Source organism: Mucilaginibacter sp. GW822-FHT03E02 (assembly GCF_058801545.1).
The window spans coordinates 1077308-1092701 of record NZ_JBXANJ010000002.1; the positions used below are offsets into that span (position 1 = coordinate 1077308).

Here is a 15394-nt window from a genome sequence, read left to right on the forward strand (position 1 = left end):
TTATTTGTAGTTGATGGGGATTTTTCGATAGGTATTTTTGAATTGCCCTGCTGTCTGTAGTGTTCCGCTGTTCGATTTCTACCCCCTACACTTATAATTTATAACTGCCATAAACGCGCATAGCATTGCGCTCTGTATTCGCGAAAATGATTGTTTTAAATATCCTGTAGTCTGAAGACTAATCCCTTGATGGAATGATCGTAAATCTCGTTTTTAAACGTAGAAACGGCTTTTCGAAAAAAGTATAAGACAAGATCGATATAATAACCGTGACCAGAAAAGCAATAACGAAGCCAACATCGTTTTTCCATTCGTACAAACCGATCATGGTGCTAAATGCGGCCAGTTCATCCTTAAATATTTGATACACCAACCAAAAAACAGTGATATGAAACACATACATACCATAAGATATTCGACCCAGATACACTAACGGGGCCGGCATGTTTTTTGGTCGGCTCCCATATAAAGAAAAGAAGAACAGTATAACGCCGGTAAGCATCAATAGCCAGCCAGCTATTGCTTGTGGAACGGTTGCAAGGTGTGGAGCGTCTGCATGAACTTCGCATGCCATTGAGGCAAACAGCCAACATATCAGCCCTGCTATAAATACGGCAACCCGGGTAACTACGTGCCATTGGGGCTGCCAGCCTTTTAAATAAACGGATAAAAGGATACCTGCCGCGAAAAATTGAAATTGCACAAAACTGTTTGTCCATTCACCGCTAAATCCTTTCGTGGGGTTTTGTGCATAATATAAAATGGTTGCATAAGCTGCCAAAAGTGCAAGAAATGAAAATAGCTTTAACCCTCGTTTACCGGTATAAAATACCATCAATGGGAGTAAAATATAAAGCTGTTCTTCAACAGAAATGCTCCAGAGCGGATTAATGGGATATGACGGAAGCCAGTCATTGAAAGTAATATACCAGTTACCGGAAAACAAACTGAATGCAAGTTGTGTACCTGGCGAAATGTACCCAAATTTATTTGAAAGGTGCGTTACTAACACCATCCCAAAAAAGAAGGTGAAGTACAATGGCCAAATACGAAGTATTCTTCTTGTGTAGAAAGATTTCACGTTAATTTTCCCCGAATACTCTTGTTCTTTGGAAAGCAATTCTGTTATTAAAAAGGCGCTAAGGAAAAAGAAAAGCGGCACGCCAAAAACCCCTGTTAAACTTATATGGTACCCCCAATAATATTGTGCCGGATCAATTGGTGCAAGATCCATCCGGTGCGTGAAGAATACAAATAAAAAGGCACAAAGTCTAAGTACGTCCAACTCCGGCTTGTAATATCGTTGTGGTATCATAAAAGCTTTTTATTCTTTATGTGTAGTTAGCCGAGGCGCCTTTTTTGAAAATGATATTTTTTGTAATAAATATAAGATGTGGTTACTGTAATTGCAAACTACAGGCATAGGCGTTCGAAGTCAGAGACTTCGAACAGCGGGTGTTATCAGGCTGAATCTTTATTACTGCGAATCACTGAAAAGTATGGTATCTCTTTGATTCGCCGGAATTAATTTAAGGCGAAGATCACCCTTATTTTTAATCAAAGTATCGCCTTTGTGAATTATATAGTCCCGGTGCCATGTCATCCAGTAAATATCCTGTTTTTTACGGTTTACATATACAGACGGATTTCCTTTTGCATCGTAATAAACACTATCCACCCTTCCCTTAAATTGCACTTTAAGCGCATTGCGAGGACCAGAGTACGACTGATAATATTGGCTGGCAAGTATCAGAACGATGAAGACGATTAAACTATACTTATACCAGCCTATGCGGCTACTCAAAATCATAATATTTTAATTACACCTGCTATTTGTAGTTTCGACTACAGTAAACGAGGTTTGTTACTGTCATTCAAAAACTTCACTCCAACCCCATCCGCATCTCTACCATATGCTTCTCAAACCCTACCTTTTCATAAGCCCTCACGGCGCCTTCATTATCAGCATAAACCTGTAGCCGCAACTCGGTAAGTCCCTGTCCCTTGGCCCATTCTTTTAACCTGTCGATAATCAATTTATTAATTCCCTTGCCCCTGTGTTGCGGCGAAACGTACATAAAGCCAAGGTAAGCAAAGCGTTCAAAATCGAAATAAACCTTTTCGCTTTGTTTAATGCGGGCGTAGCCGCTGCCAATTAGTTGGCCGTCAAGCTCGGCCACTAAAAGTTCAACATCGGGCGAGGTGATAAACATTTCCAGGTCGTAATATTTGATAGAGCCGGGCACCAGTGTTGGGTCGAAAGGGCGCTCGGCGGTTATAACGCCCTGCTCAAATTGCAACAGGGTTGGGATATCGTTGAGGGTGGCTGGGCGGATTTGCATGGGTGGGATGGTTGGTTAATGTATTTAATATAGATCGTCATTGCGAGGCACGAAGCAATCCCCGACATGCTAAGTCCCACATAGTTCGGGATTGCTTCGTACCTTATAATGACATGATTGTAAGCTATTGATTATCAGATTTGTTTTTTAATGTAGAGACGCAATACTTTGCGTCTCCCCCAAGACATTCAAAATTTACAGCTCAATTTGCATGTGTGATTTGCATGCGGGAGACGCAAAATGTTGCGTCTCTACAAAAGCCCCGTTTACAATTATGTCATTACTGTTTTTTCAAGCATAGGCTGGTGGATACTCGCAATGACGGTAGTTTAGGACATTGGTTTAACTATATTTCGTTGCACGCAATAACGATTTTTTTTCAGGGTTCTTCTTTCTTTGCGTCTTTGCGCGAAAAAAAAATCTACACCCTAAAGTGCTCACACCCTTTCAAAAACCCGTCATCAGCATCGGCGCCAATGCCAATAGCGTCGTCAATATTCAATTTATAGCCGTCATAAGTAACGCCGCCAATGCAGGGGTCAACCAGGTGGCCCAGCATGCAGGTGTCCATATCATAAAATTTAATATTGGGGCTGGCGTATACAAAATGTAGTTTGGCGCTCAGGGCTATGCGGCTTTCCAGCATCCCGCCCATCATGCAGGCAATGCCTTTGGATGCGGCTTCATCATGGATAGCTTTAGCCTCCAGCAGTCCGCCCGATTTGGCCATTTTAATGTTGATATAGTGACAACTGCCGCTGTTGATCTGTTTGCGGGCGTCGTGGTGGTTGTATACGCTTTCGTCGGCCATAATTTTTACGGGCGATAGCTGCATCAGTGCGGGCAGGCGGTCATCGTACCAGGTGCGCATGGGCTGTTCGCAAAACTCAACATCGTACTCGCCCATCGCCTGCAGGGCAAAAACGGCATCGTCAAAGCTCCAGCCCTGGTTGGCATCAATACGGATGCGCATTTCGGGGCCAACCGCTTCGCGAATCTGTTTAACCCGTTCCACATCGGCAACAGCGCTCTTGCCCAGTTTCACCTTCAGGATATTTGCCCCCGAGGCTTTAAAGTACAAAGCCTTCATGGCCATAGTTGGCGGGCTATCAATACCAATGGTAATATCCGACTCGACCACACGTTTCGCCCCGCCCAAAAACCGGAACAAGGGCAAGCCGGCATTTTTGGCGGCTAAATCGTGCAGGGCAATGTCAAATGCGCTTTTAATGGTGGTATTACCGGCGGCGGCGGCATGCAACTGCTGCATGCGCGCGGGGATGTCAAGCGCATCTTTACCAATCCAAAGCCGGGCAAAATCTTTAGCCATCACCAGGCAGGTATCCTGCGTTTCGCCCACAATCATCGGGAAGGCCGAGCACTCGCCCACCCCGTAAAACCCGGCATCGGTATTCACCCGGATAAACACATTCTGTGCATGATCCATGGTGCCTGTGGCAATGGTAAAGGGTTCCATGGGGATGCTAAAACGATAAACGTCGATATGAGTAATGGGTAGTTTGTGTTGCATATAATAAGAGCCTCACCCAACCCCTTCCAAAGGAGAGGGCTTTTGATTTGCATGGTGAATTAAACGCAATATACTAATCTTATATAATTTCAATGTTTTTAAGTCCTCTCCAAAGGAAAGGATTTAGTCGAGGCCAAACTCTTTTTTTTAAGCCCTCTCCTTTGGAGAGGGTTTGGGTGAGGCTGGAAGGTTTGGCCTGTCTGCTTTTTTTTATTTGCACTATATAACTATAATGTTATATTTGCGCTACTACTATTCAAATACAATTCAATTTTAGCCTCCTGGGCCCTTGTTACACAGGGAAAAGACGCATGGCTAACTTAAAACTTTCTTAAAAACATTATTAATTGCATGGCACAAGACAACACGCCTATATTTGACTATAATTCAACCAGGAATAAATTAATCCTGACAGAATATGGCCGCAATGTACAAAACATGGTTAAGTACATTATTGCGCTGCCCACTAAAGAAGAACGTAACCGCTACGCACAGGTGGTAATTGACCTGATGGGGTTTTTAAACCCGCACCTGCGCGATGTAGCCGATTTTAAACACAAACTTTGGGATCACCTGCACATTATATCTGACTACCAGATTGATGTAGATGCCCCCTACCCCAAACCAACACCCGAGGCTATCCACCTGAAGCCCCAGCCACTGCGTTACCCGCACCAGCGCATTAAATACAAGCACTATGGCAAAACCATTGAGCTGATGATTGAAAAGGCCAAAGCCATTGAGGAGCCGGAACGCAAACGCCACATGGTACAGGCCATAGCCAATTTCATGAAAATGGCCTACGTACAATGGAACAAAGATTCTGTTACCGACGAAAGCATTATTGCCGATTTGTACGCCTTATCTGGCGGCACCCTAAAACTGGATGAAAACGTTAACCTTAACCGTGTTGAGTTTAGGCCTAACAATAACCAGCAAAGCACCAACAATAACAACCGCGGCCGTAACAACCAGCAAAACAACAATAACAACAACCGCGGCGGTGGTGGCGGTGGCCGTACCAACAATAACCAAAATAACAACGGCCCGCGCAACAATAACCAAAACAACCGTAACCGAAACCAGGGCGCTAAGAAATATTAGTTCCGGTTGGTTCATTAGTTCATTGGTCTTGTCTGGTGGATTTTTTTGGTGGATGATTTTTACATACAAGCCGGTGGTTGATGCACCGGTTAATTATTGCGATAAATACTACAACCCTGTTCTTTGAAATAAAGAACGGGGTTGTTTGTTTCGATAACTTTTTAAACTTAAAAAAGTTGCATTTTTTTGTACTATTTGTGCAAATTTTGGGCTCATTAATGGTGTATTATTGGTTGTTTTTTGAGCATTTATGGTGTTTTTAGAAGTAAAAAGGCCTATTTAAAAAGTTTCGCACCAACAAAGCCCCAAATCCGCTACACAAGACCAATGAACTAATGAACCAGTGAACTAATGAACAAACAATCAGGAAAAATTATAATCTTTGCCGGATATAAAAACACATTTAACACTTTCGGGTGTTCACAACATTTGAAGCATTTGACCTATCAATTATAAACACCCATGACTAACGCATTTGTGATAAACGGCGGAAAACCGCTAAAAGGTGAAATTACCCCTCAAGGGGCCAAAAACGAAGCCCTGCAGGTAATTTCGGCAGTGCTGCTTACCGAAGAGAAAGTTACCATCAGCAACATACCCGACATTAAGGATGTTAACAAACTCATTGAGCTACTGGGCGATATGGGTGTTATCACCGAAAAAACTGACGAATCAACTTATACCTTTATAGCCAAAGATATCGACCAGGATTTTTTCCAGTCGGAGGCTTTTAAAACCAAGGGGGGCGGCTTAAGGGGCTCTATTATGATTGTGGGGCCGCTGCTGGCGCGTTTCGGCAAGGCATCCATCCCCAAACCCGGCGGCGATAAAATAGGCCGCAGGAGGCTGGATACGCACTTTCTGGGCTTCGAGAAACTGGGTGCCCGCTTTGATTACAACCCCGAGGATGGCTTTTTTAATGTAGATGCATCCAACCTGCAAGGTACCTATATCCTGCTGGATGAGGCATCTGTAACCGGCACCGCCAACATTGTGATGACTGCCGTGCTTGCCAAAGGTACCACCACCATTTACAACGCTGCCTGCGAACCCTACCTGCAGCAGCTTTGCAAAATGCTTAACCGCATGGGTGCAAAAATCAGCGGTATAGGCTCAAACCTGCTTACTATCGAGGGTGTTACCAAATTAGGCGGTACCGAGCACCGCTTGCTGCCGGATATGATCGAGATTGGCTCATTTATCGGCCTGGCTGCAATGACGGGATCTGAGATTACGATCAAGGATGTACACTACAAAGAGTTAGGCATGATCCCGGATGTATTTAAACGCCTGGGTATCAAGTTAGAGTTGCGTGGCGACGATATTTACATTCCTGCACAGGATCATTATGAAATTGAAACCTTCATCGATGGCTCTATCATGACCATTGCCGATGCTCCATGGCCCGGCTTTACCCCCGATCTGCTGAGCATTGTATTAGTAGTGGCAATACAGGCCAAAGGATCTGTTTTAATCCACCAGAAGATGTTCGAGAGCCGTTTGTTCTTTGTAGATAAACTATTGGATATGGGCGCCCAGATTATCCTTTGCGATCCGCACCGTGCCACGGTTATTGGCCTGGATAAGCAGGTTCAGTTACGCGGCATCAGCATGACCTCGCCTGATATCCGCGCGGGAGTATCGCTGCTGATAGCGGCATTATCAGCACAAGGTAAATCAACCATTTACAACATCGAGCAAATTGAGCGTGGTTATCAGCACATTGATACCCGTTTAAAGGCTTTAGGAGCCGATATAACCCGGATATGAGGTAAAAAGTAAAAGGCGAAAGGTTAAAGGCAGCTGCAAAGAGTTTCCCACCTTTCGCCTTTTACCTCCCCTTGCCCCCTTTTGCTTTTTACCGGTAAAGAATTATCTTTACCCTCCAGCATCAGGCTTTCAGCTTGCTGCATTCAGCCTTAAGCTACCTAAAACATGCCCTACAGAAACCGGAAGTCGACGTACGTTTATTTCATATTGATTTTTGTATTTATAAAGGTCGTTTTAAATCTGTTTGCCATTGGGCATTTCGGCTTTCACCGCGACGAGTTTCTGCACCTTGTACTGGCCGATCATTTGGATTGGGGTTATAAGGAAGTACCGCCATTTATCGCGCTGCTGGCCAAGCTAACCATCACCTTATTTGGCAATTCGGTTTTTGCCGCACGCATTTTCCCCACCGTATTTGCAGGGCTCATTATCTGGTTTACAGGCCGTATTGTAGTTGAATTTGGGGGCCGCAGGTTTGCCATTACCCTGGCCTGCCTCACCCTGATATTTTCGCCGGCATTTGCTGCAAGCGATTACCTTTTTCAGCCGGTAGTATTTGATCAATTCTGGTGGGTTTTAACGGTTTGGCTGTTTATTAAATACCTCAACACAACCGATGTAAGGTATTTATACTGGCTGGGTATGGCTGTTGGTTTTGGTATGCTTACCAAGTATACCATGTTGTTTTTTACCGTGGCCCTTATCATAGGAGTGCTCATCAGCAAACAGCGTAAACTATTATTTAACCGGCATATATTAGGCGCTATGGCTTTGGCCATGCTCATATTTCTGCCCAATTTTATATGGCAGGTAACGCACCATTTCCCGGTGGTTACCCACATGAAAGCCCTGCGCGAGGAACAACTTGACTATATTACTACCGGCGACTTCATTAAACAGCAACTCACGGTTCACGGCATTGCTTTGTTTGTCTGGTTCACCGGGTTTGTGTTTTTAATCTTTTCGTTCAAGCTGCGCAATTTCCAGTTTTTGGCCATTGCTTACGTACTGATATTCATTTTTCTACTGGAAATGGATGGTAAAAACTACTACCTGTTCGGTGCCTACCCAATGCTGTTTGCCGCGGGTGGTTTTGGGTTTGAACGGTGGTTAAAAACAAGCGGCTATGCTTTGCGTACTTTAACTATTGCCTGCTTTACCATTCCAAATATGCTGTTGCTGCCTTTGGTGCTGCCCATTTTACCGTTGCAGCAAACACTGGCGTTTTTTAGGTTTACCGGCAAAAACCTGCCTCCGTTTAGGTTTGCCATGACCTGGGAAGATCAAAAGTTACATGCTACCACACAGGATTATGCTGATATGCTTGGCTGGGACGAAATGGCCCAAAAAGTTGGCGTTGCATACAACAGCCTTACGCCTGAACAACAAAAACAAACCATTGTATATGCTGATAACTATGGCGAGGCCGGCGCATTGCACCACTACCGTAAACAATACAACTACCCGGATGTAGTATCCCTTAACAGCAGTTTTACCCTTTGGGCGCCGGATACGCTTAACTGTAAATACATGATTTACGTAGATGACAACGATGGCGAAAACATTCGCCAATTTGTGGCTGGTAACATGATAGGCTCCTACAAAAAAATAGGCGAAGTGGAATACTACCTTGCCCGCGAAAAAGGCACTGGTATTTACCTGCTTACAGATATCAAGTTCCCGCTGAAGGAAAGGTACCGTAAGGAGTTGATCCGGAAGAGAATGGAATAGCCACTTAGGCGAAAGGTTTTTTACCTGGTCCCGGCACACCCAACATTGATAGGTATCTTTACTACAGGCTATGCTAAAAACGGGAAATACATTACTGCTGATATTACTTACCTGCAATGGTTTAAGGGCGCAAACTACATCAAAGCCCTTCCCACAGCATACAAGTTATACAAAAGGTACCATCCTGCCCAATCACCTGAGCCAAAAAGGCCTTGACAACGGCACACTTAACTTTTATTGGCAATGGAAAAACCGCTACGTAAAACAGGCGGCTGATAAAAGCCAAAGCTACATCTGGTTTGAAAGGCCGGGCAATAAACAATGTGTATCCGAAGGACAGGGCTATGGCATGATCATAGTTGCCCTAATGGCCGGGGCCGATCAATCTGCAAAAAAAGTTTATGATGCATTGTTCAGATATTATCAATTGCATCCTGCGCGGAAGGGGCAATACCTGATGGCCTGGGCACAGGATAAAAAAGGCAATAGTACCGACCGCTCCTCGGCAACCGACGGCGATATGGACATTGCCTATTCCTTATTATTAGCCAATAAGCAATGGGGTAGCCAGGGCAATATTAACTATTTAAAGGCAGCCAAATTGCTGATAGCCGATATCATGAAGTATGAAATTAACCAGCGGCAGTTTACCATTCTGCTCGGCAATGATGTTGAAGCCGATAGTAAGGATTATTTTGACACCCGCACATCAGATTTTATGCCATCGCATTTTAAAGCTTTTAGGGCGGCTACCGGCGATACGCGTTGGGACAAAGTAACCGATAACACCTATCGCCTTTTCGCCCGCATACAGCAAAAATACAGCCCGGATGCCGGCCTGGTGCCCGATTTTATCCAACAGGTAAACAAAAAGCCACATCCGGCAAAGCCTATGTACCTGGAATCGAAATATGATGGCTATTATAACTATAATGCCTGCCGGGTACCCTGGCGCATAGCCGCCGACTATTTGTTAAATGGCGATGAAAGAGCTAAAATGATAACAATCAAAATCAACCGCTGGATCAGGTCGACAAGCAGCGATAATCCTGATAATATATCTGCCGGCTACACCCTGGCCGGAAATGACTTGCCCACCCGTCATTTCGAAGCTTTAAGCTTCATTGCTCCATTTGCCGTTGCTGCGATGACAAATAACAAAAACCAGCAATGGCTAAACAACACCTGGGATTACCTGCTGCACTTTAAACTAAAAGATTACGATTATTACGACAATAGCATTAAAATGTTAAACATGATTATACTCAGCGGTAATTATTGGAAGGTTTAGCTATTTGCCTCAGGGCAAACGCAGCTAAATTGGGTTAACATAGCTTAACACATTTCAGGCACAAAACAATACAAGCAACTGATAATAAAATATTTAATACTTATTCATGGTTAACACTAAAATGATGTTTCAAGTATACTGCCTGCCTCAATTATAAAAATTTTACCTTAATTTAAGCCATTAAACATTTGAATGAAAATTAGCGTATAAACCACGTGCTGAATATCCCTGTATAATGTTCAATAAACCCCTGTTAACATTTCTCCTGTTCTTGCTGCCCTTGCTAAACAGCAAGGTTTTTTCACAGGACATCGGTTTAAAAATGAGCCGGGTTAACAGCTCAAACAGTATCTCACAAAATTCGATATCAAGCATACTAAAAGACAGTTATGGCTTTATGTGGTTTGGTACCCAGGATGGCCTTAACAAGTTTGATGGGTACCAGTTTACGGTGTATAAACATCAGTCAAAAAACAGCAAAAGTTTACAAGCCAACAATATTTTAACTATTTGCGAAGATAAAAAAGGTAATATCTGGGTTGGCACCCGTATGGGTGGGCTTAGTAAATACGATAGAGAAAAAGATGAATTCGTAAATTTTAAAGCCGACCCTAAAAAACTGTCGGCATTAAGCAATAATAATATCATCAGTCTTTTTAATGATGCTAAGAACAACCTTTGGATAGGTACCGATAGCGGTTTAAATCTGCTTGCAAATGGCAAAAACAGCTTTAAACGCTTTATTCATAACACCAGAGATACCAACAGCCTTAGCAGCGCGTCTGTGTATTCCATTTGCGAGGATGGTTACCACCAGTTATGGGTAGGTACAGATAATGGCCTGAATTTATACAACGAAAAAACGGGTGACTTTAAACGGTTTACGCACGATCCCAAAAACAGCGAAAGCATCAGCGACAATTCCATAAATGCCATTGCCGAAGATGAGCACCACAACGTTTGGATAGGAACAAACAACGGCTTGAACTTAGTTAACAGAAGCAGCCTGACATTTACCCACTATGCTAACGAGGCAGATCGTTACAGCGCCACCGGCAATAACCCCATTTATAGTTTATCGGCCGATAAAGCGGGAAAACTTTGGGTTGGCACCAACACTACATTACAGCTGCTAAACGTGGATAGAAAAGTATTTATACCTATAAATCAACCTTCTCCCGAAAATGAAAACATGCCCAATGATGGTATCTATTCTCTTTTTGCCGATCAGCAACATGCGCTTTGGATAGGCACTTCAAGCGAGGGCGTTTTAAAGTACGACAAAAACCTTAATATTTTCCCTTCGTTTAAATCCTCACCAACCAATACGCCATCAGCAAAAAATATTATCCGGGGTTTAGCGCCGGATAATAAAGGGCAGCTTTATTTAGCTACGGATGCGGGTTTGGTTTATTTCAACCTGGCAACAGGCACCGGAATTACCTACTCCCATGACAGTTCGGCAAAAAACAGCCTGATAAGTAATTATACCTCGTGTATTTTAATGACTAAAGCGCATGATGCGGTATGGGTGGGTACTTACAGCAATGGTGCAGACCGGTACGATCTTAAATCGAAAGTATTTGCCCACTTTACAATGGGGAGCAAGCCAACCGATATAAACAGCACCGCTGTTTATGCCCTGCTTGAAGACAGAAGGGGCAACATTTGGATGGGCACATACCAGGGAGGCGTAAATACTTATGATCCAAAAACCAAAACAATAAAAAAATGGATTAATGACCCAAAAGATCCAAATTCGATTGCCGACAACTCGATACAGGCATTATACGAAAGCCACGACGGCCGTATTTGGGTAGGTGGTTATTCAAACGGGATAAGCATATATGACCCTGCCACGGGCAAGTTTTCAAGGCTGAATATTGAAAACAGCAAGCTTACCAGCAATGTAATAAGTTGTTTTTATGAAGATACCGGGCACATGTGGATAGGCACAATGGAGGGTGGTTTAAATTGCTACGATTTTAAAACGAAGAAAATAACTGCATACACCGAAGATAACGAACTGATAAATAACACAATAAATTACATAACGGCCGATGACAAAGGTTTGATATGGGTTACTACATTAAAGGGTATTACACGGTTTGATCCGGTGAATAAAACTTTCAGGGATTTTGGCGAACATAACGGCATCAAAAGTCTGGAGTTTGGCTTGTCAAGCGGTACCAGGCTCGCTGATGGGCGAATTGCTGTTGGCAGTATAAATGGTTTTAATGTAATTGATCCTTCGAAGTTAAGTTTTAACAATAACGTTCCGGTTGTAAGGATAACGGGCTTTAATTTATTTAATAAGCCGGCTCCTTTACCAATTTTAAATCCTGCTTTAAAGCAAAATAGTTTCTCCGCCGGCCAAATCAGGCTCAGGTATTTTCAATCAGTATTCACTTTTGAATTCGCGGCGCTTGATTATACAATTCCACAGGAAAATAAGTACGCTTACAAGCTGGAGGGCTTTGACTCCGAATGGCGATATATAGGAAACAAGCATGCGGTTACTTACACCAATCTTGACCCTGGAACGTACACTTTTTTAGTTAAAGCATCAAATAACGATGGCGTATGGAACAACAATGCAACATCTGTTAAGGTAATAATTGTACCTCCATTCTGGAAAACATGGTGGTTCCGTACACTGGCGGCGATACTTATTTTGGCGGGCGTATATGTAATTTACAAGTTGCGGATTAAATTTTTAAATGCACAAAAACGCGAACTGGAAAAATTAGTTGATGAACGTACCACGCAAATAAGCAAGCAAACCAGCGATTTAAAAATCTTAAACCGAGAACTACAGATACAGGCCCAACAGTACCTGACGCAATCGGAGGAATTGCAGTCGCAATCAGAAGAATTAATTGAGCAACGCGAGAAGGAACAAAAAGCCCGCGAAGAGGCAGAGAAGGCCAACATGGCCAAAAGCACATTTCTGGCCACCATGAGCCATGAAATCCGCACACCAATGAATGGTGTGCTGGGCATGGCATCGTTACTTACAGATACAAAGCTGGATACCGAACAACGGGAGTATACGGAAGCTATATTAAATAGCGGCGAATCGCTGTTAACCGTTATTAATGATATTCTTGATTTCTCAAAAATTGAATCGGGTAACTTGGAGCTCGATCCGCATAACTTTAACCTTAGAAAATGTATTGAAGATGTATTTGACCTGTTTGCTTCAAAAACTACCCAGACCGGCATCGACCTGATTTATCAAATTGAAGATCAGGTACCGCCCGACATTTTCGCGGATGGATTGCGCTTACGGCAAATTTTAATAAACCTGGTGGGCAACGCCATAAAATTCACCCACAAAGGCGATGTATTTGTATATGTAACCTCACAAACAACAAATGACGATACCCTAAAGTTAACCTTCGCGATAAGGGACACCGGTATAGGAATATCCGAAGACCAGCTTGGCAATTTATTTAAAGCATTTAACCAGATAGACTCAACTGTAACGCGTAAATATGGTGGCAGCGGGCTTGGCCTGGTTATTAGCGAACGTTTGGCTAAATTAATGGGGGGCCAGATCACTGTACAAAGTAAAAGAGGACTTGGTAGTACTTTTACTTTCAGCATTAACTGTACAAAAGGTAAGCAACAGCACCAGGTGATGCCACTGCCAGATGGCAAAGCAGCGGAGGGAAAAAAAGTGCTGGTTGTTGATGACAATGAAACCAATTTAGGGATATTAAAAACACTGCTTGAAAAATGGAAAACTGAAGTTATAGCAGTATCATCAGGACAGGAGGCTTTATCGGTGTTATCAAACATAAAACATATCGACCTGATTATAACCGATATGCAAATGCCTGACATGGATGGTATCACCCTGAGTACCCGGATAAAAGCCCTGCCAGTTTCATGTCCCGTAATATTATTAAGTTCTATTGGCAACGACAGCAAAAAAACTCACCCTCACCTGTTTACATCAATACTTACAAAGCCGGTTAAACAACAGCACTTTTACAATATTGTTGAAACAGTATTAAAAAACGAAACGGTGGCAGGCGCCGAAAAGAAAACAAGTTTGTTATCAGAAAAATTCGCATCAGACTACCCTTTTAAGATGCTTGTTGCCGAAGACAACCTAATGAACCAAAAACTCATCATCCGCGTTTTGAACAAATTGGGCTACCAGCCTGATTTGGCAAATGATGGCAAAGAAGTATTGCAAATGATGGAGCAAAATCCCTACGAAATTATATTAATGGATATCCAGATGCCTAATATTGATGGGCTTGAAGCTACAAGGCTTATCCGAAAGAAATATGGCGCCAAACCTATTATAATTGCCCTTACCGCCAACGCGCTTAGCGAGGATAAGGACAATTGCTTTACTGCCGGGATGGACGGTTATCTATCCAAACCCATTAACATTGAACTTTTATTGGCTGCTTTAAAAGATGCTTACGCTAAAATTACTTGATATTTTTGCGAATACGGCTTAGCGATGTTGGCGTGACGCCTATAAAAGAAGCCAGGTATTTTTGTGGGATTTTTTGAATATATGGTGGCTTTGACAGCAACTGAAGGTAACGTTCTTCTGCCGAATCTCTTTGCAATGCTGTAAACCTGTCAATAAGATTAAGCACCGCATCTTCCCAAAAGTTACGCATCATTTCCTGCGTTTTAGGATGCGTTTGGTATAGTTTTAACAACTCGGCCTTAGGCAGGTACATCACCTCGCTATCTTCAATTGCCTGTAAAAAGTACACCGAGGCCTTTTCACTGATAAAGCTATAAATATCAATAGCCGATGAGTTTTTAAAGGCAAACCATACCGATATCTCCACATCGCCTGTAAGGTAGAACAATCGTAAACATCCCTCCTGAACAAAAACAAGATCACTGCAGGTATCACCTTCCTTTAACAAAAACTCGTTTTTATTTACCTGCCTTTTTTTAAACCGACCAACAATATCATCCAATTCAATATCATCCAGCCTTACATAGTTACTGATAAAGTTTTTCAGCCCGGTGCTCATATTCAAAATAAAATTAATCAAAGTTCAGCAATTCTGCCATAGAATTAACTGTTGCCTGATAAATTATTACCGGGGAAAATTGATGCAGCAAATCATCATCAATTAACCTGATGATCTACTCTTAATATTCTCTTTATCAATTCCATATTAAGTGGCTTATTAACATACTCTTTTACAATAGCGTGCCGCTTAGCCCGGTCTATATCTTTCCTGAAAAGAGATGAAGAAACCATGATAATTTCACTATTGCTTCCATCACCTATATTTAAACGGTGGTATTCGTCAAGAAATTGCCAGCCGTCCATAACCGGCATCATGATATCTAAAAATATAAATTCAGGTATCTTGCCCGTATTTTCTTTGATGCTTAACAACTTTTTTATGGCCTCATGGCCATTTAAACAAACAGTGATTTCTGCGTCTTTAGCAGCCTTTTTTATCAAGGTTTCGGCAATAAAATTATTAACCGCATCGTCATCAATGATCAGCACATTGGTGTTTTGATTATAATCCATTCAATTACAACAAATTAAAACAAAATTGTTTGACGTTTTTTTTATTCGCAGACTCAATTCCCGCTACCAGGTATATTTATTTTTTGCGCCTT

General features: G+C 42.5%; 11 protein-coding genes. 5 read left to right on the forward strand and 6 right to left on the reverse strand.

What is annotated here, in order from left to right; translation table 11 throughout:
* Positions 1–178: 178 nt before the first annotated feature.
* From AC1RM2_RS31250 to AC1RM2_RS31265, 4 genes are all read right to left on the reverse strand, one after another.
* Positions 179–1315: an acyltransferase family protein gene (locus tag AC1RM2_RS31250; RefSeq protein WP_492989043.1), complete on the reverse strand. Its 1137-nt coding sequence runs from the start codon at positions 1313–1315 to the stop codon at positions 179–181.
* A gap of 162 nt (positions 1316–1477) precedes the next feature.
* Entirely contained in the window at positions 1478–1804 is a 327-nt protein-coding gene (locus tag AC1RM2_RS31255; protein WP_492989044.1) for a hypothetical protein, read from the reverse strand.
* Positions 1805–1883: 79 nt separating this feature from the next.
* Entirely contained in the window at positions 1884–2342 is a 459-nt protein-coding gene (locus AC1RM2_RS31260; protein ID WP_492989046.1) for a GNAT family N-acetyltransferase, read from the reverse strand.
* Positions 2343–2763: 421 nt separating this feature from the next.
* Positions 2764–3873 carry a mandelate racemase/muconate lactonizing enzyme family protein gene (locus AC1RM2_RS31265; protein WP_492989048.1) on the reverse strand — a complete coding sequence of 370 codons (1110 nt, stop codon included), beginning with the start codon at positions 3871–3873 and terminating at the stop codon, positions 2764–2766.
* A gap of 351 nt (positions 3874–4224) precedes the next feature.
* Here AC1RM2_RS31265 and AC1RM2_RS31270 point away from each other — a divergent pair, with 351 nt between their 5' ends.
* The 5 genes from AC1RM2_RS31270 to AC1RM2_RS31290 all read left to right on the forward strand — a co-directional run bounded on the left by AC1RM2_RS31270 (position 4225) and on the right by AC1RM2_RS31290 (position 14228).
* Positions 4225–4977 carry a DUF4290 domain-containing protein gene (locus AC1RM2_RS31270; RefSeq protein ID WP_492989049.1) on the forward strand — a complete coding sequence of 251 codons (753 nt, stop codon included), beginning with the start codon at positions 4225–4227 and terminating at the stop codon, positions 4975–4977.
* A gap of 462 nt (positions 4978–5439) precedes the next feature.
* On the forward strand, positions 5440–6747 hold the full coding sequence (murA, locus tag AC1RM2_RS31275; protein WP_090649199.1) for a UDP-N-acetylglucosamine 1-carboxyvinyltransferase: 1308 nt from the start codon (positions 5440–5442) through the stop codon (positions 6745–6747).
* A gap of 165 nt (positions 6748–6912) precedes the next feature.
* The gene (locus AC1RM2_RS31280) at positions 6913–8478 is read left to right on the forward strand and encodes an ArnT family glycosyltransferase (RefSeq protein ID WP_492989050.1); all 1566 of its coding nucleotides are present in this window, start codon (positions 6913–6915) and stop codon (positions 8476–8478) included.
* A 70-nt stretch (positions 8479–8548) separates the two neighbouring features.
* Positions 8549–9769 carry a family 8 glycosyl hydrolase gene (locus AC1RM2_RS31285; protein ID WP_492989051.1) on the forward strand — a complete coding sequence of 407 codons (1221 nt, stop codon included), beginning with the start codon at positions 8549–8551 and terminating at the stop codon, positions 9767–9769.
* Between the two features lie 235 nt (positions 9770–10004).
* Complete coding sequence (locus tag AC1RM2_RS31290; RefSeq protein WP_492989052.1) at positions 10005–14228, forward strand: hybrid sensor histidine kinase/response regulator; 4224 nt, start codon at positions 10005–10007, stop codon at positions 14226–14228.
* Here AC1RM2_RS31290 and AC1RM2_RS31295 read toward each other — a convergent pair.
* Together AC1RM2_RS31295 and AC1RM2_RS31300 are read right to left on the reverse strand one after the other, a co-directional pair.
* Entirely contained in the window at positions 14221–14787 is a 567-nt protein-coding gene (locus AC1RM2_RS31295; RefSeq protein ID WP_492989053.1) for a Crp/Fnr family transcriptional regulator, read from the reverse strand. The two genes, AC1RM2_RS31290 and AC1RM2_RS31295, sit on opposite strands and share 8 nt — an antisense overlap.
* Positions 14788–14885: 98 nt before the next feature.
* The gene (locus AC1RM2_RS31300) at positions 14886–15302 is read right to left on the reverse strand and encodes a response regulator (protein WP_492989054.1); all 417 of its coding nucleotides are present in this window, start codon (positions 15300–15302) and stop codon (positions 14886–14888) included.
* Positions 15303–15394: the final 92 nt, after the last annotated feature.

Coding starts and splice junctions, on each gene's coding strand:
- murA (WP_090649199.1), top strand. CDS start 5,440: ATGACTAACGCATTTGTGATAAACGGCGGAAAACCGCTAAAAGGTGAA.
- AC1RM2_RS31270 (WP_492989049.1), top strand. CDS start 4,225: ATGGCACAAGACAACACGCCTATATTTGACTATAATTCAACCAGGAAT.
- AC1RM2_RS31260 (WP_492989046.1), bottom strand. CDS start 2,342: ATGCAAATCCGCCCAGCCACCCTCAACGATATCCCAACCCTGTTGCAA.
- AC1RM2_RS31265 (WP_492989048.1), bottom strand. CDS start 3,873: ATGCAACACAAACTACCCATTACTCATATCGACGTTTATCGTTTTAGC.
- AC1RM2_RS31295 (WP_492989053.1), bottom strand. CDS start 14,787: ATGAGCACCGGGCTGAAAAACTTTATCAGTAACTATGTAAGGCTGGAT.
- AC1RM2_RS31290 (WP_492989052.1), top strand. CDS start 10,005: ATGTTCAATAAACCCCTGTTAACATTTCTCCTGTTCTTGCTGCCCTTG.
- AC1RM2_RS31300 (WP_492989054.1), bottom strand. CDS start 15,302: ATGGATTATAATCAAAACACCAATGTGCTGATCATTGATGACGATGCG.
- AC1RM2_RS31250 (WP_492989043.1), bottom strand. CDS start 1,315: ATGATACCACAACGATATTACAAGCCGGAGTTGGACGTACTTAGACTT.
- AC1RM2_RS31285 (WP_492989051.1), top strand. CDS start 8,549: ATGCTAAAAACGGGAAATACATTACTGCTGATATTACTTACCTGCAAT.
- AC1RM2_RS31280 (WP_492989050.1), top strand. CDS start 6,913: ATGCCCTACAGAAACCGGAAGTCGACGTACGTTTATTTCATATTGATT.